Raw genomic sequence first — 20,759 nt, forward strand, 5'->3', positions numbered from 1 at the left:
CGGTCGTTCCCTCCGCTACGGAAGGGTGCGCTTTTGGTGAATGCTTGTGGTGCGGATGCTTGTGACGCGAATGCTCGTGATGCGCTGCTTGGAAGCGCGATGAAGTCAGCTGACCGGCGTTGCGTCATCGGGCGCAGCCAGCCATCGCTCGACAATGACCGCCGCCGCGACGGCATCCAGCGCTTCGGCATCGCGCCGTCGCTTGCGGCCCTCGGCGCGGTCGCTGGCAAAACGCTGTGCGGCTTCTATCGAACTCTGGCGTTCGTCCACCAGTACGACCGGCAGCTTGTAGCGCGTGGCCAGCTCGCGTGCGAACGCATGCGCACGCACTCGCGCCGGTTGGTCGCCGCCTTCCAGCGTCATCGGATCGCCAACGATCATGCCGTCCGGCCGCCATTCCTTCTGCAGGCGGTCGATCGACGTCCAGTCCGGACCGTGGCCATGCACGTCGATCACGGCCAGCGCGCGTGCACTGGAACCGAACGCACTGCCCACGGCCACGCCGATCCGGCGTGCACCGACGTCGAAGCCGAGCACGGTGCCGTCGCGTCGGATGCTCATGCGTGCCCGGCGTAGTCGGCGAGGTGCGCGAAGTCCACCCCGATGCGACCTGCGGCGGCGGTCCAGCGCGATTCCAGCGGCAGGTCGAACAGCAACTCGGCGTCGGCCGGTGCGGTCAGCCAGTCGTTCTCGGTCAGCTCCTGCTCCAGCTGGCCCGAACCCCAGCCGGCGCAACCCAACGCGACGATCACGTTCTGCGGGCCTTCGCCGCGCGCCATGTCTTCCAGGATGTCGCGCGAGGTGGTGAGGAACAGCGACTCGGTGATCGCGAGCGTGGAATCCCAGCGCGGGCCACCATCGTGCAGGACGAAGCCGCGTTCCGGATGCACCGGTCCGCCGGCCAGCACCGGCTGCGCGCGCATCACGTCGCTACCGCCTTCCACACCCATCTGCCCCAGCACTTCGCCAAGCGTGTACTCGGACGGGCGGTTCACCACGATCCCCATCGCGCCATCGTCGTCGTGCTGGCAGATCAGCGCGACGCTGCGCGAGAAATTGGTTTCCGCCAGCGCCGGCAACGCGATCAGCAGCTGGTTGGTCAGGGGTACGGGCATCACGGACATGGGCAGCATTCTAGCGCGCAAGGCACTTCCCGCCAGATTGGGCCTGTTAACGCTGGTGACACATGTCGCGCCGGGCCTGAGGGCGTGCGGAGCAAGGAAGAGCGAGGGAGCGTATGTCGATACGCGACCGAGCGATGACGCCGCGCCGCGCGTCCTCAGGCCCAGCCCTACGGGTTGCGACATGTGTCACCAGCGTTAACAGGCCCAGGGCCTGGGCGTAGGATTGCGGCTTCGCCCCGGAAAAAGCGCCTTCGCCATGTCCGCACCCTCGCTCCGCGCCCTCTCCCTCGCCTGCCTGGCCGCACTTGCGCTGGGTGCCTGCAAGCCGACGTCCCAGCCGGCAGACACGCAGGCGAATGCGCAGGCCCCCAAGGCCGAACCCACCTACGCCGAACTCCACGCCGGCGACTACGCCGTGGTGCCGCTGAAGGCGGACCTGTCGCGCTTCGACGACAACACGCGCCACATGATCGCCAAGCTCGTGCAGGCCGCGGACATCATGAACGAGCTCGCCTGGAAGCAGAGCTGGGACGGCGACCGCGCCGCGCTGCTCGCCCAGGCACCGGACGACGCCACGCGCCAGCTGGTGGACATCAACTTCGGCCCGTGGGATCGCCTCAACGAGGACACCCCGTTCATCAAGGGCATCAAGCCGCGCCCGCCGGGCGGACCGTTCTATCCGGTCGACATGACCAAGGAAGAGTTCGAAGCGGCCGACTTGGCCGACAAGAAATCCAACTACACCCTGCTGCGCCGCGACGACGCCGGCAAGCTGACCGTCGTCCCCTACCACGTCGCCTACAAGGCTGAACTGGAACGCACCGCTGCGCTGCTGCGAGATGCCGCAACACTGAGCGGCGACAAGAGCTTCGCCGACTACCTCAAGATGCGCGCCGACGCGTTGCTCAGCGATGACTTCCGCCCCAGCGACATGGCATGGATGTCGATGAAGTCCAATCCGGTCGACATCGTGATCGGCCCGATCGAAACCTACGAGGACCAGCTGTTCGGCTACAAGGCCGCGTACGAAGGACTGGTACTGGTGAAGGATGTCGAGTGGAGCGGCAAGCTCGCCCGCTTCGCCGCATTCCTGCCGGAATTGCAGAAAGGCCTGCCGGTGGAGGCGAAGTACAAGGCGGAAACGCCGGGCTCCGACGCCGACCTCAACGCGTACGAAGCGGTGTACTACGCCGGCGACGCGAATGTCGGCGCCAAGACCATCGCCATCAACCTGCCCAACGACGAGGAAGTCCAGCTCGCCAAGGGCACGCGTCGCCTGCAGCTGGAAAACGTGATGCAGGCGAAGTTCGACGCCATCCTGATGCCGATCGCGAAGCAGCTGATCGCGCAGGACCAGCTGAAGAACGTGACCTTCGATGCGTTCTTCGAGGACACGATGTTCCATGAGGTCGCGCATGGCCTGGGCATCAAGAAGACGCTTGATGGCAAGGGCACGGTGGACGAGGCGCTGAAGGAATACTCGTCCAGCTTCGAGGAAGGCAAGGCCGACATCCTCGGCCTGTACATGATCGACGCGCTCAGCCAGAAGGGCGAACTGGACAAGACGAAGATCATGGACAGCTACGTGACGTTCCTCGCGGGCATCCTGCGCTCGGTACGTTTCGGCGCTTCCGATGCGCATGGCAAGGCCAACATGCTGCGCTTCAACTACTTCGCCGATGCCGGTGCATTCTCGCGCGATGCCGACGGCCGCTACCGCGTGGACTTCGACAAGATGCGCGCGGCGATGAATTCGCTCAGCGCCAAGCTGCTCACCGTCCAGGGCGACGGCGACTATGCGCAGGCCAAGCAGCTCACCGACACGATGGGCGTGATCAAGCCGGAGCTCGCCGCCGACCTGGCGAAGCTGAAGGACGCGAAGATTCCCGTCGACATCCGCTTCGAGCAGGGACTGGACGTGCTGGGGTTGTCGCAGTACGCAGCGCCGGCAGCGAAGTAAACCAACGGCCGGGGCCGGCGGCAAAGCGCATGGCCCCGGCTCCCGGCTGGATCAGATCTTCGGCGTGATCCGCAGATCCGAGCGTGGACGCGGCGCGTCGGGAGTGACCGAATTGCCGCTTGGGCCAGTGCTCACCGCTCCGGCGATACCACGCAGGGCGTCGAGTATCCGATTCGCCAGCGCGGCCTGTGCGTTGCTGTATTTGTCGCCCACGCGCAGTTCTTCGACCAGCTCGTCCCATTGCGGGTCACCCAGCGACTTGCGGCAGGCCATTTCCTCCACAAGCGACAGGAACGTACGCAGGCGGACTTCCCGATGCTGCTTCCAGCCGTCGGCCTTCGGACCCTCGCCGGGCGGCGGGTCGAAGCGCGCGATCAGCCGTTCGGCGGCGCAATGCCCGGCATCGCCAAGGGTCTCGATCACCTTGGCCGGCATGTTGAGGTTGAGCCCGCCCTCGTCATCGAGCTGGCTGATCTGCACGATGCGGTCACGGTAGGCCGGATACGGGAACTGGATCTCGTCGCGCCAGTTCCGCATCGTCTCCACCAGGCTGCACACGAACTGCAGCAAACCGGCACCCATCGACTCCGCGGGCGCCTTCCAGTAGCGCAGTGCCCCTGAACTCGGCCGCGTCGGCAGGTACACACGGTTGCCTTCCTGCTCGCACGCCTTCACGCCCGGCTTGATGGGATAGCGCGGATGTGGCGACTTCAGGTTGATGGCGAAGGTCGGCCGGGTCGGCAGCGGTGCATCGAAGAAATGCAGCGGCATGTTGCTGGAGAGACCGCCGTCGGAGAACCACACGCGCTTGGCCTCGTGCTCGGCGCCACCGTCGCTGTAGTCGCAGGCGTACAGCGGCACCGCCGACAGCAGTATCGGAAAGCTCAGGCTCATGCGCACCGCGACCACCACGGGCAGATCGCGATCGGGCGGCAGCCGTTTGAGCAACGTGCTGCCGAAGTGGACTTCGGCATGGCCCTCCCATGCGCGCGCGGAAGCCGCATCGAGCCAACCCATCACGTGCGGCGGGAACAACCGCGCCCATTCGGCCGGGTCGTAGTAGAACGGGATCGCGTCGTCGCGGAATGGAATCGAGTAGCACATCTGCTGCGACGCGGCCGTCGTCATTACCTGCAGGTCCACTACGCGATCGACTGCCCCCGAATCGGCATGGGGACCTTCACCCGCCGCGCCTTCACCGCGCCTGCCTTTCCACAAGTCCCCGAAGGTCAGCGGCGCATCGGTCTGGCCCAGTCCAGCCAGGCCATTGAGATAGCCATCGAACCAATCGGTGAGACCCGGGCCCGCACTGCCACGCTCAGTGCGACCGCGGCACATCCCCCAGAAGTTTCCGTGCAGGCCGTGCATGAACGTCAACGTGGAGAACATCACGCACAGCGCGATTGCCAGGGCCAGGCCGCACGGAACGAGCACCGCGCTTGCCAACGCCACCCGGAATGCCGCCGATGACGGCGCGTGCAGCAGAAAATGCAGCAGGACGAAGGTTGTGGCGATTCCCGCAAGCCATGGCAATGCCAGCAGCCAGAGGTTGACGTGCCTGGTCTTGCGCACGTACCTGCGCTGCGCGATCCACGCGACCGCAGCGAACAGCAGCCATGTTCCCAGCATCCCTGCCGTGGCCGACCAGGGGGACCCGACCACTGCATGCAACCCCGGCGCCAGCACGATACCCATGAGCATCAGCGCGAACAGCATCAGCGCCCAGTAGTGCTGGATGATCTCCGTGAGTACTGCCAACAGGCGTTCCATGGTCGTCTTGCGGTTGAGCGCACGGACCAGGACACGGAAGTGCCCGGACAGGGCGGGCGTGGGCTGGAAGAGGCTCAGCAGCATCGACGCATCGCCCACCTTGCCACCGAGCAGGGTCGGCAGCTGTGCGAGATCAGCGAACGGATTACGCGCTCCTCCCGATTGCCGTCCGAATTCCGCAGCTGCGCAGGCCGCGGCCGCGATGGCACCGGCGGATGTGCCACCGATGCTCCTGAACCGGTAACGCCGCGACAGCCGTTCGATCAAGCTCGGGTAGATCACGCCGCTGGTGATCCCGCCCTTCATCACCAGGTCGCACTGGAGCAGTTCGGGCGCGGGTTGCTGCTCCGGGATGGAACGTTCCTGAGGGTCCGACTGCTCCATGGACATGGCTGCGTCTCCTTCACTGCCGGTTCCTGCGCGCCCGTCCTGGCTTCGCGCCGTCATTCCAGCCAACGCCCAACCCGCCCGGCGCCGGCCATGGTTGGCCCGCGCCGTATCATTGAGATCCCTTACCCCCGGCACTACCGTGAGCACCACTGTCACGTTGTCCACCGCTTCCCGGCGCCAGGCCGGCTTCCTGCTGGCTGCCACCGGTGCCGTGCTGTTCTCGGCCAAGGCGATCCTGGCGAAATACCAGTTCGGTTACGGTCTCGATGCGCTGGATGTGATGGCGCTGCGGATGGGCTTCTCCCTGCCGTTGTTCGCAACGCTGGCCGTGCGCGAAGCCAGACGCGCGAGCGTCGCGCTTTCACGGCGCGAGCTGGGCACGATCATCGTGCTGGGCGTGCTGGGCTACTACCTGTCCAGCCTGCTGGATTTCATGGGCCTGCAGTACGTGCCGGTGTCGCTGGAACGCCTGATCCTGTTCCTCAATCCCACCTTCGTGTTGCTGCTTGGCATGTTCGCGTTCCAGCGCAAGGTGGTTCGGCGCGAATGGATCGCGCTGGCGGTGAGTTACGCCGGCGTGGCCCTGGTGTTCCTGGAAAACCTGCGCATGGATGGCGAACACCTGCTATTGGGCGGTAGCTGCGTGCTACTGGCGGCGTTTGCCTACGCGCTCTACCTGGCCATGTCCGGGCAGCTGATCCAGCGCGTGGGGTCGTTGCGCCTGGTCGCCTACGCGATGCTGACGTCGACCGCGGCGACGATGATCCACTACCTCCTTGTGCGCGAGCCCGCACACCTGCTGCAGCTGCCCCCACCCGCGTACGCGTACGCGCTGGCCAACGCCGTGCTGTGCACCTTCGCCCCGGTGACGATGACCATGGCGGCCGTGGCGCGGATCGGATCGTGCAACGTCGCGCAACTGTCCGCACTGGGGCCGGTGTCGCTATTGTTCCTCGGCGGTTGGCTGCTCGGCGAAGCGGTGACGCCATTACAGATCGTCGGCACTGCAGTGGTGCTGGGCGGCGTGTTCCTGCTGGCGCGGCCCGCGGCGAACTCGGTGCCGCTGGCGAGTGCTACTGGCGATAGTCGCGGTTAGCAGTGGAGCGCAATGAAAAAAGCCGGGCATTGCCCGGCTTTTTTCGGTGACGCAACGATGGCGGGTCAGCGCACTTCCGCCACTTCCACGCCATCCAGCCCCTGCGACAGCGTCTTCGCGTCGCCGCCCTGGGCGAGCTTGATGCGCAGGCGCACCTCGTTCTGCGAGTCGGCGTAGCGCAACGCGTCTTCGTACGAGATCTCGCCGGCCTGGTACAGCTCGAACAGGCTCTGGTCGAAGGTCTTCATGCCCAGCTGTACGGATTCCTTCATCACTTCCTTCAGCTTGTGGACCTCACCGTCGCGGATGTAGTCCTGCACCAGCGGCGTGCCGAGCAGGATTTCCATGGCGACGCGGCGACCCTTGCCGTCCGGCGTCGGGATCAGCTGCTGCGCGACCACGCCCTTGAGGTTCAGCGAAAGATCCATCAGCAGCTGGTTGCGACGGTCTTCGGGGAAGAAGTTGATGATGCGGTCCATCGCCTGGTTGGCGTTGTTGGCGTGCAGCGTGCACAGCACCAGGTGACCGGTTTCGGCGAAGGCGATCGCATGGTCCATGCCCTCGCGGGTGCGCACTTCGCCGATCATGATCACGTCGGGTGCCTGGCGCAGGGTGTTCTTCAGTGCGTTGTCCCAGCTGTCGGTATCGATGCCGACTTCGCGCTGGGTGATGATGCAACCCTCGTGCTTGTGCACGAATTCGATCGGGTCCTCGATCGTGATGATGTGGCCGGTCGAATTCATGTTGCGATAGCCGATCATCGCCGCCAGCGACGTCGACTTACCGGTGCCGGTCGCACCGACGAAGATGATGATGCCGCGCTTGGTCATCGCCAGCGTCTTGATGACCGGTGGCAGGCTCAGCTCCTCGACGGTCGGGATCTTGGTTTCGATCCGGCGCAGGACCATGCCGACCTGGTTGCGCTGGTAGAAACACGACACACGGAAGCGACCGACGCCGGTAACGCCGATGGCAAAGTTGCACTCGTGGGTCTTTTCGAACTCCTCGCGCTGGCTCGGCGTCATCACGTTGAGGACGAGGTCGCGGCTCTGCTGGGGCGTGAGCGGGTTCTGGGTGATGGGTGAAATCTTGCCGTGGACCTTCATCGACGGCGGCATGCCGGCGGTGATGAACAGGTCCGACGCCTTCTGGTGCGCCATCAGCTTGAGGAAGGAGGTGAAGTCGATGGTGCTCATACCGTTTGCCTCCCTGAGGCGTTGGTGCTCAATCCGATTGGGGGCGCAGCCGCACTGGAATCCCTGCCCCCATCCCGACCTTCCGACGCAGCGCGGCGGAAGGAGTCAATCTCAGTCGAACAACCGCTTGTCCTTCGCATACATGCGGGCCTGTGGCTTGAGGATCAGGCCACGCTTGACCAGGTCCTGCAGGTGCTGGTCGAGGGTCATCATTCCGTACTGCTGGCCGGTCTGGATGGACGAGTACATCTGCGCGACCTTGTCCTCGCGGATCAGGTTACGGATGGCCGGGATGCCGACCATGATTTCCCACGCCGCGGTACGACCACCGCCGACCTTCTTCAGCAGCGCCTGCGAGATCACCGCGCGCAGCGATTCGGACAGCATCGAGCGGACCATCGGCTTCTCGCCGGCGGGGAACACGTCGATGATGCGGTCGATGGTCTTGGCGGCCGAGGAGGTATGCACGGTCGCGAACACCAGGTGGCCGGTTTCCGCGGCGGTCAGCGCCAGGCGGATGGTTTCCAGGTCACGCAACTCGCCGACCAGGATGTAGTCGGGGTCTTCGCGCAGGGCTGAACGCAGGGCCTCGTTGAAGCCGTGCGTGTCGCGGTGCACTTCGCGCTGGTTGATCAGGCACTTCTGCGAGGTGTGGACGAATTCGATCGGGTCCTCGACCGAGAGGATGTGCGCGTATTCGTTCTTGTTGATGTGGTCGAGCATCGCCGCCAGCGTGGTCGACTTTCCCGAACCGGTCGGGCCCGTCACCAGGATCAGGCCCTGTGGCTGGTCGATCAGTTCCTTGAAGATGCGCGGGCAGCCCAGGTCGTCCAGGGTCAGCACTTCCGACGGAATCGTACGGAACACCGCACCGGCGCCGCGGTTCTGGTTGAACGCGTTGACGCGGAAGCGGGCCAGGCCGGGGATCTCGAAGGAGAAGTCGACTTCGAGGAACTCTTCGTAGTCGCGCCGCTGCTTGTCCGACATGATGTCGTAGACAAGCGCGTGGACCTGCTTGTGGTCGAGCGCCGGGATGTTGATGCGGCGGACATCGCCGTCGACGCGGATCATGGGCGGGAGGCCGGCCGACAGGTGCAGGTCGGATGCCTTGTTCTTGACCGAAAACGCCAACAGTTCGGCGATATCCATGCGTGCTCCCCTGCACTGCCAACGGAACGGGTTGTACTCGAATCCTGCGTGTATCCGACCTGCAACAGACCGGCTCACTGACGCGAATCTGGATCAGGACTACCCCTGCGAGGCAGTATAGCCCTGAGACCCCGCCATCAAACCAGCCCCAATTGCGGGCCAAGCGAGAACTGCGAACGTGCTCACGCACGCCCTCCACAGCACCCTACTCCGATTAGAAAACGCGGCAAGCCTCCGCGGACGGCCAGTGCCGGTGTTGTTGGCGGTCAGCAAGACCCGGCCAGCGGCTGCACTGGTGGACCTGATCGCCCAAGGACAACGCGCCTTCGGTGAAAACTATGTGCAGGAGGCCATCGCCAAGCAGGCCGAGTTGCTACATCTTGGGCTCGAGTGGCACCTGATCGGCCACCTGCAGTCGAACAAGGCGAAGGACGCCGCGATGTGTTTCGACTGGGTGCAGACGGTGGACCGGGAAAGTCTCGTCACCGCGCTCGACAGGCATCGGCCTGCTGAACGGGCGCCGCTGAACGTGCTCATCCAGGTGAACATCGATGACGAAGCAAGCAAGCACGGTTGCCATCCCGACGATGCCGGACGCCTGGCGAACCTGATCGCCGAACATCCGCGCCTGCGCCTGCGTGGGCTGATGGTGATCCCCACCCCGCACGCGGATGTCGAGGCGCGCCGCCCTGCCTTCCGCCAGACCCGGCAACTGTTCGACGCGCTGGCCCGGGCGCACCCGGGCATGGACACCTTGTCGATGGGGATGAGCGACGACCTGGACGTCGCCATCGACGAAGGCGCGACCATGGTGCGGGTCGGCACCGCGCTGTTCGGCGCCCGCGAACTCAAGCGCTGAACGCAACCGCGCAGCCCACGTGCGGCAAACGCTTAGACTTGGTCGCATGAGCCCGAACAACACCCCGAACCCGAACACCATCGCCTTCATCGGCGGCGGCAACATGGCCCACAGCCTGATTGGCGGACTGGTCGCCCGCGGCACGCCCTCCGGCGCCATCCGCGTCGCCGAGCCGGTTGCCGAGCTGCGCGAGTCCCTGGCGCGTGACTTCCACGTGCCCACCTTCGCCGACAACGCACTGGCCGTTACCGGCACCGCGACGTGGGTGCTGGCGGTCAAGCCGCAGGTGCTGCGCGCGGTATGCGAATCGCTGGCCGCCACCGCACAGGCGACGCGACCACTGGTGGTATCGATCGCCGCGGGCATCACGTCCGCGCAACTGGATCGCTGGCTCGGCGGCAACATCGCCGTGGTGCGCACCATGCCCAACACGCCCGCCCTGCTGGGTGCAGGCGTGACCGGACTGTTCGCCAACGCCGGCGTGGATGACGCACAGCGCGCGCGGGCCGACGCCCTGCTCGAGGCCGCTGGCAAGACCGTCTGGATCGACGACGAAGCCCGCATGGACGCCGTCACCGCCGTTTCCGGCAGCGGCCCGGCGTATGTCTTCCTGCTCGCCGAAGCGATGCAGGCCGCCGGCGAAGCCCAGGGCCTGCCATCGGAAGCCGCGCGCGCCCTGGCGCTGCAGACCATCCTCGGCGCGGCGCGCATGTTGACCGAAGGCAGCGAGGAACCGGCCGAGCTGCGGCGCCGCGTGACCTCGCCCAACGGCACGACGCAGGCGGCGATCGAGACTTTCGAGGCCGGGGGCTTCCGCGAACTGGTCGCGAGCGCGATTGGCGCCGCGACCGAGCGCGGGCGGCAGCTGTCCGCGGCGAATGACTGAGGTTGCTTGTTGTCGCTGAAGTTGATGTGGGTGCCGGCGGGGCTCCGGCACGGCACCGGCGTCGAACTTGCCCGACACGCTCTTGCTGAGGTTGCCTGCCTGATGCCCGGTGCCGGGCGCGCTCGGCACTACAAAGCCGGGGCTCCAGTCGCACCACTCTCGTAGTGTGGCGCTCGGCACGCTTCGTCCATGCCGTCGGGTTAATCCGGCGACCCACGCCCAACCAGGCTGTTGAGGAAAGTCACATGAAATCGCTCACCGCCACGGCAATGCTCGCCACCGCCCTGCTGCTGGCCGGGTGCAATGGGGCGCAGGCACCGGCACCCCAACCGGCAACCCAGGCCACCGCTTCGCAGCAGGAAGCCGTCAGCCGCATCGGCGACGTCACCATCCGCGCCAGCGTGCTGCCCACCGCCAGCCTGGCCGCCGAAATCGCCGACCAGTACGGCATCACCCGCGACGAAGGCACCGTGATGCTGCTGGTGGGCGTGCGCCAGGGGCCAGACATGCAGGAATCCGCCCTGCCCGCGCAGATCACCGCCACCGCAACCGACCTGCGCGGCCGACGCCAGGACATCGTCATGCGCGAACTGCGCAGCGGCGACGCTTCGACTGGCTCAGCCCTGCTGGATTACGTCGGCACGGTTGAGGTGTCGATGCCGGACACGCTGCGCTTCGACGTGGTGATCGTGCGCGAAGGCGGCGCGAGTTCGACGATGCAGTTCACACGCGAGTTCTACCCGCACTGAATCCCAGCCGTCGGTTTCCGGATCTCCGCCATCGCCAAAGTGAGGCCTGCCTTCACGGCGTGTCGCAATTCGCGAATGAGAATCCGAGCAACCGGCAAAGTAGACGTAGCTGCTGAACGAACGACATGGCGCCGCTCGGCACCTTGTCGCATCGGTTTTCATCTAGGAAAAAACCGGAAAATCAGTCCCTTGCAGCCCATCTGCGGATGATCGCAGCGATCTCCGCCACGCCCTCGGTCAGGGCGGCGGGGCCAGGCTGCAGGATGATGGGGGACTTGATTTCGTGCAGTTCGCCGTCGCGGACCGCCGGGATCGCATCCCAGCCGGGGCGCGCGGCGACGCGTTCCGGGCGGAACTTCTTGCCGCACCACGAGCCCAGGATGATGTCGGGTGCACGCTGCACCACTTCGTCGCCGTTTTCCAGGATGCGATGCTTGGCCAGCGACTGCGCGGCGTGTTCGGGGAAGACGTCGTCGCCGCCGGCAATCCGGACCAGCTCGGCGACCCAGCGGATGCCGGTGATCAGCGGCTCGTCCCATTCCTCGAAGTAGACCTTCGGCCGGCGCGGCAGCGTGGCCGCTTCGCGCTCGATCACGTCGAGGCCACGCCGGAGCTCGTCCGCGTAGGCATTCGCCTTGTCGCCGGCGCCAACCAGCGCACCAAGGCGACGGACGTAGTCGACGATCCCGTCGACGCTGCGGTGGTTGCTGATCCACACCTCGATGCCGTTGCGGATCAGTTCGGCGGCGATGTCGGCCTGGATGTCGGAAAACCCGACCACGAAATCCGGTTGCAGCTTCAGGATCTCGCCGATCTTGGCCGAGGTGAAAGCGCTGACCTTCGGCTTCTCCTTGCGCGCGATGGCTGGGCGCACGGTGAAGCCGCTGATGCCGACGATGCGATGCTGCTCACCGAGCGCGTACAGCACTTCGGTGGGTTCCTCGGTGAGGCAGACGATGCGCTGCGGGCCCGTCATGGCGGCAGATGTCACGGGTACAGCATCCGCTTGCCCCACTCGCCCGCACGGTCGCGCTCGTACAGCCAGCGTTCGTGCAGGCGGAAATCCGCGCCGAACCAGAATTCGATCTTCGCCGGCTTCACCCGCAGGCCGCTCCAGCGCGGTGGACGCGGGACATCGCGGCCATCGAACTGGCGTTCGGCCTGCGCCATGCGCTGCTCGAACGTCTCGCGCGAATCGAGCGTCTCGGACTGCTTCGACGCCCACGCGCCCAGTTGGCTGCCGCGCGGCCGACCGGCGAAGTAGGCATCGGCTTCCGCGTCGGCAACGACTTCCACCGCGCCTTCGATGCGCACCTGCACGCCGTTGCGCACGCGCGGCCAGTGGAACAGCAGCGCGGCCTGCGGATTGGCCTGCAGTTCCAGGCCCTTGCGACCGTCGAGGTGGGTGTAGAACACGAAGCCGCGCGCGTCGTGCGCCTTCAGCAGCACGATCCGCGCCGATGGCCGCGCGTCGAGCGTCGCGGTGGCGACGGTCATCGCGGTGCGATCGGGTTCGCCGGCGCTGGCGGCTTCGTCGAAGAGGCGGTCGAAGGTCGCCAGGGCTTCGGCGTAGGCGGGGGAAGGTGTCATGCACCCATTGTCGCGGCGCCACCCGCAGCTGTCATCCGGCGAAGCGGCATCCTGGGCGGGCTGCCGTCGCGGGCATGCAGCTTCCGGATAGAGCTTGGAGGCATGCGGCCCGGATGCATGCCGGCCCGGACGTATGCAGACACGTAGACGTGCCTTCCGGGATGGCGAGGGACTGCGTGCAGTTCCCCCGCGCCCGTCATGACGAAACGTCATTGCACGACGAAGGACACCTTCAGGTTGACCCGCCACTCGGTGACAGCGCCGTTGTCGTCGGTGACGACCTTGATCTCGTTGACCCACGCGCCCTTGATGCCTTTCACCGATTCGGAGCACTTCTTCAGCCCGACCTTGACGGCGTCTTCCATGCTCGTCTTGGAGGCCGCGTTGAGCTCGATGATCTTGGCTACCGACATGACTCATCTCCTGGGTTGACCGGCACGACACCGGGATGCAAACGAAGAACCCCCGACGCTACGCCGCGATTTGTTAAGGCGATGGCTACAATCCACGCATGAACCCTTCCCCCAACCTCGTCCTGGTCGGCCCGATGGGCGCCGGCAAGACCAGCGTCGGCCAGCGCCTCGCGGAACGGTTCGGACTGCAGCTGCTCGATGCCGACCGCGCGATCGAACGCGACACCGGCGCCAGCGTTTCAGCGTTGTTCGAGCGCGAGGGCGAAGCCGGTTTCCGTGCGCGCGAGCGGGCGATGCTCGCGCAGCTGCTGGCGCGCGAAGGCATCGTGCTGTCGACCGGCGGCGGCGCAGTGCTCGATGCCGACAACCGGGCGCTGCTGCGCGCGCGCGGCTTCGTCGTCCATCTCAAGGTCGGCGTCGACCAGCAGCTGCAGCGACTGGCACGCGATACGACGCGCCCGCTGCTGGCACGCCCGGATCGCGAACAGGTCCTGCGCGACCTCGCCGCCGTGCGCGCGCCGCTGTACGCGCAGGTGGCGGACCTGGAATTCGACACCGATCCACTCACCGACGAAGCCGCCGCCGCCCTGCTCGGCGACCTGCTTCACACCCACTGGCAACGCCACGGAGCCACCGCTTGAACACCCTGCGCCACGTCGACGTTGCGGGCGACGCGCCCTACCGCATCCTGATCGGGCCCGGCCTGCTGGACGACGGCGCCGCGATCGCGCACGCGCTGCGCGGCCGCCACGTACTGCTGGCCAGCGACAGCAATGTCGCGCCGCTGTACGCGGACAAGGTGGAAGCCGCCCTGCGCGCCGCCAACCCGAAGCTGGCCATCGCCCGCTGGGTGATGCCCGCGGGCGAGCAGGAGAAGACGCTCGCCCGCTTCGGCGAGTGCCTCGACGCGTTGGCGACGCTGGGCGCCACCCGCGATGCCGCCGTGGTCGCATTGGGCGGCGGCGTGGTCGGCGACCTGGCTGGCTTTGCTGCGGCGTGCTGGATGCGCGGCATCGACTGCGTGCAACTGCCGACGACACTTCTCGCCATGGTGGACTCCTCCGTCGGCGGCAAGACCGCGGTGGACCTGCCGCAGGGCAAGAACCTGGTCGGCGCGTTCCACCCGCCGCGGCTGGTGGCCGCCGACACCATCGCGCTGCGCACCCTGCCCGACCGCGAACTGCGCGCCGGCCTGGCCGAGGTGGTGAAGTACGGCGCGATCTTCGACGCCGGCTTCCTTGACTGGCTGGACCACCACGCCCAAGCCCTGCTGGCCCGCGACGACGTCGCGCTGGCCGAGGCCATCGCGCGCTCGTGCGAGTTCAAGGCCGACGTGGTCGCCCGCGACCCCTTCGAGCGAGGGCACCGCGCCCTGCTCAACTTCGGCCATACCTTCGGTCACGCCATCGAGGCCGAACAGGGCTACGCCGGCGCCGGTCGCGACGCGCTCAACCACGGCGAAGGCGTGGCGGTCGGCATGGTGCTGGCGGCCGAACTGTCGACGGTGCTGGGCCTCGCCCATGCCGCCGACGCGCAGCGACTGGAACAGCTGCTGCTCCGGTTCGGCCTGCCCACGCGGTTGCCGCCCGGGCTCGACCCGCATGCGCTGGTCGCACGGATGCGCCTGGACAAGAAGGCCGACGCACACGGCCTGCGCTTCGTGCTGTGGGACGGCGCTGGCCAGGGACGCGTGGTCGCCGGCGTGGCCGAGGACACCGTGCTGGCGGTGCTGCGCGCGGGCTGAGGACAGCGCCGGGCGGATCGTCCCACCTTGGGCGAGCGAAGCGGCTTCGCGTTGGATGAACTATCAGCGCGCGTACTTGAACCCGACGCGCCCCGCCGCTGGAACTACACGGGCGCCTATTGGCGAGGTCGTACGGGATGAGAGGCTCGACACCCGTAACGGGTCGACAAAAAGTCGCTCGCGAGGGGAGCGCGAGCCCCGACCGAGGAACAAAAAGTCCCGCCCGAGGGGCGGTGAGCCCCGACCGGGCCCGATAAAGTCTCGTCCGGGCGGCAGGTGAGCCCGACCGAGGGACAATAAGTCTCTCGCGAGAGGGTAGTGAGCCCCACCCGAGGCACAAAAAGTCTCGCTTGAGGGACAAAAGATCTGACTGATGAGGCAGAAGAGTCCCGGCCGACAGGCATTGAGACTCCAAGCTGCTTGATCAGATCACCAGCGCCCTGACCCGCCGTCGGAGCCGCTTGCACCGCATGTTCCGCGCACCGCACGAAGCGACTGCGGTGAACCTTCGTCCGCACGGGCCGGTGGCGGGTCAAGACCCGCCCTACGAACCGCCGCTGGATGCCGGCCCGGTACAATGCGCCCCCATGCGCCTGCTCCTGCAACAACGGCCCGAAGGCCGCGAAGCCCCGCGCTTCGTTCAGCTGATGCTGCAACCGGATCTCTTCGGCGGCTGGGAACTGCTGCGCGAAACCGGCCAGATCGGTGGGCGCAGCAGCGTGCGGCGCGAAGTCTTCCCCGATCAGTCCGCCGCGCTTGCCGCGCTGGAACATGCACGCGACCAGCAGCTCAAGCGCGGCTTCCAGCTGATGTTCGCGCAGGGCGTGGAAGCGCCGAAATGACCACCGGCAGTGTGATGCCGGGCTGAGCCTTCCCATGCTCCGCTCGTCCTGAGCGTAGGTGCGAGCACCGGAGTCGAAGGACCGCTCGCCCCTCAGGACAGCCGGTTTTCAGAGATACACAGATCAACCTTTCCAAGGAACCAACTTGTCCTCGCCCCTGAAAAACGACCGCTTCCTCCGCGCACTGCGCCGCGAACCCGTGGACTGCACGCCCGTCTGGCTGATGCGCCAGGCCGGCCGCTATTTGCCGGAGTACCGCGCCACCCGCGCCGCGGCCGGCAGCTTCCTGGCAATGGCGAAGAACCCGGAACTGGCCTGCGAAGTCACGCTGCAGCCGCTGCGCCGCTTCCCGCTGGACGCGGCGATCCTGTTCTCGGACATCCTCACCGTGCCGGACGCGATGGGCCTGGGCCTGTATTTCGCCGACGGCGAAGGCCCGAAGTTCGAACGTCCGATCCGCAGCGCCGCCGATATCGACCGGCTGGGCGTGCCGGACATGGAAACCGAGCTGCGCTACGTGATGGACGCGGTCCGCCTGATCCGCCGCGAACTGGACGGCTCCGTGCCGCTGATCGGCTTCTCCGGCAGCCCGTGGACGCTCGCCTGCTACATGATCGAAGGCGGCGGCAGCGACAACTATTCGAAAGTGAAGTCGCTCGCGCTCAACGATCCGAAGGCGATGCACAAGCTGCTCGACGTCGTCACCGACGCGGTGATCGCCTACCTGTCCGCGCAGCACCTGGCCGGCGCGCAGGCGCTGCAGGTGTTCGACACCTGGGGCGGCGTGCTGTCGCCGTCCATGTACCGCGAGTTCTCGCTGCGTTACCTGCAGCGCATCGCCGCGGAACTGCCGCGCGACATTGGCAGCGAACGCACCCCGCTGATCCTGTTCGGCAAGGGCAACGGCGCCTATGTCGAGGAACTCGCCGCCAGCGGCACTGAGGCCGTCGGCGTCGATTGGACCATCGACCTGGGCGATGCCGTGCGCCGCAGCGGCAGCAAGGTCGCGATCCAGGGCAACCTCGATCCGGTCACGCTGTACGCCGATCCCGATGCCATCCGTCGCGAAGCCGGCCGTGCGCTCGACAGCTACCGCGATGGCAACGGCGGTTCGCGCGAAGGCCACGTCTTCAACCTCGGCCATGGCATGTCGCCGGACATGAAGCCCGAGCATGTCGCAGTGCTGGTCGACGCGGTGCACGAGCTCAGCGCGCGCTGACCTTCAACTGCACCGCATCCGCGCCGGGAAGCTGCACGCTACCCGGCGCAATACCGCGGCAACTGCCACGATCGAACAGGCCGGAATCCGAACGGATTCCACGCCAGCCGGCATCGGGCGGAACGGCGACGCACCCGGTGTCGCCAACTTCAGGCTGCTGAATCCGCCATCCCTTCGTCCGTCACGGCAACGGCGGGGCTGATCGTTTCCAGCAGCGTGGCCAGCATCTTCAGCGTCATCGGCTTGCGGATGAAGTGGTCGAAGCCAGCGGCCATCGCGTCGGGCTCGGCACCCGCGTCGGCGCGCGCCGTGACTGCTACAAGCGGCCGCACGAATCCCTGCGTGCGCAGCTGTCGCGCCAGCGCCAGGCCGTCCATGCCGGGCAGGTCGAGGTCCAGCAGCGCGGCGTCGAACGGTGTCGCCATCACCGCCGACATCGCCGCCAGCCCGTGCGGCACGTGCACGACGTGGTGACCCTGCAGCCGCAGCAGGCCGGTGAGGACATCGGCCACGGTGGGATCGTCTTCCACCAGCAGCAGCGACAGGCTGCACTGGGTTTCGCCGTTGGGTTCGCCTGCACCGTCTTCGCGCGCGGCGGTCAACGCGGCCGATGCCAGCGGCAGGCGCACGCTGAAACGGGTGCCGCTACCCGGGGCGCTGTCGACTTCAATCACGCCCGTCATCGCCACCGCGAGCTCCTGGCTGATCGCCAGTCCGAGCCCGCTACCGCCATAGCGCGCGCTGGTACGCGCGCCGTCGGCCTGTTCGAAGCGACGGAACAATCGCGATTTCTGCTCGGCATTGAGTCCGGGGCCGGTGTCGGCCACTTCGAAACACACACCCTGCGGTTCGATCGCCGAGACCCACAGCGAAACACTGCCGCGCTCGGTGAACTTCACCGCGTTGCCCAACAGATTGAGCAGGATCTGTCGCACCCGTGCCGCGTCGCCACGCAGCGCACGCGGCGCGTCGTCGTCGATGCTCAACTGGAAGGCGAGGCCGCGCTGCTTCGCCAGCGGTCCGATCAACGCGCCCAACTCCTCCGCGAGTCCGCGCAGGTCGAACGGTTCGTCGGCCAGCTCGAGCTTTCCCGATTCGATGCGCGCCAGATCCAGCGCATCGTTGACCAGGCGCAGCAGGTGTTCGCCTGCGCCGCGGATGGTGCCGACATAACCGCGTTGTTGTGCGTTGAGTGGCGTGCGCAGCAGCAGTTCGCTCATGCCCAGCACGCCGGTCATCGGCGTACGTACTTCATGGCCCAGCGTGGCCAGGAAGCGGGTTTTGGCCTGCGAGGCCTGTTCGGCCAGGTCGTGCTGCTGCGTGGCCAATTGCAGCGCGTGGCGACGACGCAGGCGGTCGCGGTAGGCGCGCGCACTTGCCAGCACCGCCAGCGCGAACACGCCCGCGAACGCCGCCAGCGCCCACCACGTCGACCACCACGGTGGCTGCACCGTGAAGCTCACTACTTTCACCTGCGACCACGCGCCATCGGCCGAGCGCGCCTGCACTTCCAGTCGATAGCGTCCGGGTCGCAGCTGCGAGAACGTGCGCTCGCCGGACGCACCCGTCTCCACCCAGCCGGGGTCGAAGCCGGACAGCCGGAACCGGTAGACATGGCTGCGTGCATCGCCGAAGGACAACAGGCGCGCGACGACACGCAGATCGCGATCGTCATGGTCGATGGCGAAGGCGGCACCGGGTGCGTGAGTTACGCGGCCCTCGCCGTGACGCACGTCCACCGATTCCACGATCAGCCGCGGCACAGGCCCGGATCGACTGACCATGTCCGGATCGAACACCACCAGTCCTTCCGTACTACCGGCGAGGATGCGGCCATCGCCAGGGCGCAGCACCGGGAAATCCTCGAATTCCTGCCCCGGCAGGCCGTCCTGCACGCCATAGGCATGCACGGACAGGTCGTCGGGATCGACGCGCACCAGCCCGCGCACGCTGGTCAGCCAGACGCGACCGGCAGCGTCCACCGCCAGGCCACTGGGTTCCAGTCCGGGAAAGCCGTTGCGGGTGTCGATGCCCTTTTCCAGGCTCAACGCCGCGCCATCCCAGCGATACGCGTCGAGCGCGCCGAACCTCGCCACCCAGATGCGACCTTTCGCGCCGATCGCGAAGCCGTTGACATGTTTCGTCGGCGCGCCCGGCACCGGTTCGAACTGCCCGCGGCCCTCGTTCCACATCAGCAGGCCACGCGTGCCGGCAAGCCACGGCGTGCCATCGGGCGCGAGGCCGATCTGTTCGATCTGGAGATCGCGCGGCAAACCTTTCTCGCCGATGGGGATCGTCGACCGGACGTGGCCTGTCCCATCGCGCAACTGCACGCCACCGCGCTCGGTTGCGCTCCACAGCGTGCCGTCGCCTGCCTGGACGAATGTCGCGGCGCCCGGCAACGCGGCGTCTGTTTCGTCATCGCTGCGCCAGCGGACCACGCTGCCATCGGCGGGATCGATGCGCGCCACGCCATTGGTGTACCCGACCCAGACCTGGCCCGCGCGATCCTGCAATACGCCACTGGGCACGGCGCCCTCGCCGACGTCGGCCAGGACGTGTTCGACCTTGCCGGTTTCGGGATCGAAGCGGTCCAGCACGCCGCCGGTACCCACCAACCACATGTTCCCATCCGTCGCCGGCGCGATGCCGCGCACGTGGGCGTTGCCGATCGATTCCGGATCGTCCGCGCGCCGCGACAGCACCGGAAAACGCCGCCACTCTGCGGGCAGGTACCACAGCCCCTTGTTGAGGGCGACCAGCCAGAGCCCGCCTTCGCGATCCTCATGCGCCGCCACCCACGACGGCCTGACCAGTCCGTGCGCGGCGTTGCTGTACAGCGGCACGTTCTGGATGGCGGCATCGCCATCGCCATGGCGACCCAGCCCATCGGCGATGTCGAGCCAGTACTGGCCGCCGCGATCGCGCTGCAGTACGTGCAGGATTTTTCCGCCGATGCCCAGGTCCGCCCACGGCGACCTGGACAGGCTGCCGTTGGAACGACGCACGCTCACGCCGCCGGGCGTGCCGATCCACAACGTGCCGTCGGCTTCGACCGTGAGCCCGTTTACTACGGGCGAGTTGAGCGCGTCGGCAGGCAGGCGTTCGAAGCCGCGCGCCGTCCATCGCGCGACGCCGCCCTTCGTCCCGATCCACAAGGTGTCGTCCGGCGCGACGACCAGTTGACCGACGCTGGCATCGGGCAGGCTGCGTGGATTGCCGGCGTGCGGCATGAAGCGCACGACCTGGCCCGCTTTCGATCGGTAGCTGTTCGACAAGCGATACAAGCCACCGTCGGCGCTGCCAAACCACACCGACCCGTCGCGCGTTGCCGCCACCGACCAGATGTCCTGGCTGGCGGCCATGACGGGCGTGTTGGTTCGATCGAAATGGCGGAAAGCGCGGCGATCGGCATCCAGCATCGCCAGCCCGGCTTCTCGCGTGCCGATCCACAGGCGATCGTGCGCGTCGACCGCGAGGCTCCAGATGAAGTTGTCGTGCAGGCCCTGCTCGACCCGCCAGACGCGGAATTCGACACCGTCGTAACGGACCAGTCCGTCGCTGGTCGCCAGCCACAGGTAGCCCGCGTGGTCTTCGACGATCGCGTTCACGCGATTGGACGGCAGGCCGTCGCCCACGGTGAGCTGGCGCGGGCGCGGGGTCTCCGGGAGACCGGCGCGAACCGGCGACGCGATTGCAACAACCAGCATGAACGCCACGGCCCACATGCGCCGCGCGACCTGCCCGTCCCAAGGCTTCCCCATCGTTCCGC

General features: G+C 67.0%; 17 protein-coding genes and 1 pseudogene. 9 read left to right on the forward strand and 9 right to left on the reverse strand.

Annotated elements, in window-relative coordinates; genetic code table 11:
• Nucleotides 1-105: 105 nt before the first annotated feature.
• Both ruvX and ACYVD7_RS00625 read right to left on the reverse strand, forming a co-directional pair.
• Complete coding sequence (gene ruvX / locus ACYVD7_RS00620) at nt 106-561, reverse strand: Holliday junction resolvase RuvX (protein ID WP_460758079.1); 456 nt, start codon at nt 559-561, stop codon at nt 106-108.
• Complete coding sequence (locus tag ACYVD7_RS00625) at nt 558-1,124, reverse strand: YqgE/AlgH family protein (protein WP_460758081.1); 567 nt, start codon at nt 1,122-1,124, stop codon at nt 558-560. Before ACYVD7_RS00625 ends, ruvX begins: the two co-directional genes overlap by 4 nt.
• 256 nt (nt 1,125-1,380) lie before the next feature.
• On the opposite strand from ACYVD7_RS00625, the gene ACYVD7_RS00630 reads away from it, so the two are divergent.
• Nucleotides 1,381-3,084 (forward strand): dipeptidyl-peptidase 3 family protein, encoded by a 1,704-nt coding sequence (locus ACYVD7_RS00630; RefSeq protein WP_460758084.1) that lies wholly within the window; start codon nt 1,381-1,383, stop codon nt 3,082-3,084.
• Nucleotides 3,085-5,022: 1,938 nt separating this feature from the next.
• Here the strand turns inward: ACYVD7_RS00630 and ACYVD7_RS00635 are convergent.
• Nucleotides 5,023-5,160, reverse strand: a pseudogene (locus ACYVD7_RS00635) (patatin-like phospholipase family protein); the annotation flags it as partial.
• Nucleotides 5,161-5,383: 223 nt separating this feature from the next.
• Between ACYVD7_RS00635 and ACYVD7_RS00640 the strand changes: the two are divergent.
• Nucleotides 5,384-6,340, forward strand: a complete 957-nt coding sequence (locus ACYVD7_RS00640) for a DMT family transporter (protein WP_460758086.1) — start codon at nt 5,384-5,386, stop codon at nt 6,338-6,340.
• 65 nt (nt 6,341-6,405) lie between these two features.
• On the opposite strand, the gene ACYVD7_RS00645 is transcribed toward ACYVD7_RS00640, so the two are convergent.
• Nucleotides 6,406-7,536 (reverse strand): PilT/PilU family type 4a pilus ATPase, encoded by a 1,131-nt coding sequence (locus ACYVD7_RS00645; protein ID WP_460758088.1) that lies wholly within the window; start codon nt 7,534-7,536, stop codon nt 6,406-6,408.
• A 111-nt stretch (nt 7,537-7,647) separates the two neighbouring features.
• Entirely contained in the window at nt 7,648-8,685 is a 1,038-nt protein-coding gene (locus ACYVD7_RS00650) for a type IV pilus twitching motility protein PilT (protein WP_460758090.1), read from the reverse strand.
• A 178-nt stretch (nt 8,686-8,863) separates the two neighbouring features.
• On the opposite strand from ACYVD7_RS00650, the gene ACYVD7_RS00655 reads away from it, so the two are divergent.
• The 3 genes from ACYVD7_RS00655 (at nt 8,864) to ACYVD7_RS00665 (ending at nt 11,179) form a co-directional block, all read left to right on the forward strand.
• Nucleotides 8,864-9,544: a YggS family pyridoxal phosphate-dependent enzyme gene (locus ACYVD7_RS00655; protein ID WP_460758091.1), complete on the forward strand. Its 681-nt coding sequence runs from the start codon at nt 8,864-8,866 to the stop codon at nt 9,542-9,544.
• Nucleotides 9,545-9,590: 46 nt separating this feature from the next.
• A complete protein-coding gene (gene proC, locus ACYVD7_RS00660) occupies nt 9,591-10,430 on the forward strand; it encodes a pyrroline-5-carboxylate reductase (protein ID WP_460758093.1) in 840 nt (279 codons plus the stop codon).
• A 245-nt stretch (nt 10,431-10,675) separates the two neighbouring features.
• Nucleotides 10,676-11,179 (forward strand): DUF4426 domain-containing protein, encoded by a 504-nt coding sequence (locus ACYVD7_RS00665; RefSeq protein ID WP_460758096.1) that lies wholly within the window; start codon nt 10,676-10,678, stop codon nt 11,177-11,179.
• A 181-nt stretch (nt 11,180-11,360) separates the two neighbouring features.
• Here ACYVD7_RS00665 and ACYVD7_RS00670 read toward each other — a convergent pair whose 3' ends face one another.
• The 3 genes from ACYVD7_RS00670 to ACYVD7_RS00680 form a co-directional block, all read right to left on the reverse strand.
• Nucleotides 11,361-12,155 carry a cobalamin-binding protein gene (locus ACYVD7_RS00670; protein WP_460758098.1) on the reverse strand — a complete coding sequence of 265 codons (795 nt, stop codon included), beginning with the start codon at nt 12,153-12,155 and terminating at the stop codon, nt 11,361-11,363.
• 11 nt (nt 12,156-12,166) lie between these two features.
• The gene (gene pdxH / locus ACYVD7_RS00675; protein WP_460758099.1) at nt 12,167-12,769 is read right to left on the reverse strand and encodes a pyridoxamine 5'-phosphate oxidase; all 603 of its coding nucleotides are present in this window, start codon (nt 12,767-12,769) and stop codon (nt 12,167-12,169) included.
• Between the two features lie 209 nt (nt 12,770-12,978).
• On the reverse strand, nt 12,979-13,182 hold the full coding sequence (locus ACYVD7_RS00680) for a dodecin family protein (RefSeq protein WP_460758101.1): 204 nt from the start codon (nt 13,180-13,182) through the stop codon (nt 12,979-12,981).
• 98 nt (nt 13,183-13,280) lie between these two features.
• On the opposite strand from ACYVD7_RS00680, the gene ACYVD7_RS00685 reads away from it, so the two are divergent.
• The 4 genes from ACYVD7_RS00685 to hemE all read left to right on the forward strand — a co-directional run bounded on the left by ACYVD7_RS00685 (nt 13,281) and on the right by hemE (nt 16,987).
• Nucleotides 13,281-13,823: a shikimate kinase gene (locus tag ACYVD7_RS00685; RefSeq protein ID WP_460758102.1), complete on the forward strand. Its 543-nt coding sequence runs from the start codon at nt 13,281-13,283 to the stop codon at nt 13,821-13,823.
• Nucleotides 13,820-14,926, forward strand: coding sequence for a 3-dehydroquinate synthase (gene aroB / locus ACYVD7_RS00690; RefSeq protein WP_460758104.1), 1,107 nt, complete (start codon nt 13,820-13,822; stop codon nt 14,924-14,926). The genes ACYVD7_RS00685 and aroB overlap by 4 nt, the downstream gene beginning before the upstream one ends.
• A 587-nt stretch (nt 14,927-15,513) precedes the next feature.
• Complete coding sequence (locus ACYVD7_RS00695; protein ID WP_460758105.1) at nt 15,514-15,768, forward strand: WGR domain-containing protein; 255 nt, start codon at nt 15,514-15,516, stop codon at nt 15,766-15,768.
• A gap of 145 nt (nt 15,769-15,913) precedes the next feature.
• Nucleotides 15,914-16,987: a uroporphyrinogen decarboxylase gene (gene hemE, locus ACYVD7_RS00700; RefSeq protein WP_460758106.1), complete on the forward strand. Its 1,074-nt coding sequence runs from the start codon at nt 15,914-15,916 to the stop codon at nt 16,985-16,987.
• Between the two features lie 149 nt (nt 16,988-17,136).
• Here hemE and ACYVD7_RS00705 read toward each other — a convergent pair whose 3' ends face one another.
• Nucleotides 17,137-20,751: a two-component regulator propeller domain-containing protein gene (locus ACYVD7_RS00705; RefSeq protein WP_460758108.1), complete on the reverse strand. Its 3,615-nt coding sequence runs from the start codon at nt 20,749-20,751 to the stop codon at nt 17,137-17,139.
• Between the last annotated feature and the right edge of the window lie 8 nt (nt 20,752-20,759).

This window comes from Lysobacter fragariae (assembly GCF_054779775.1).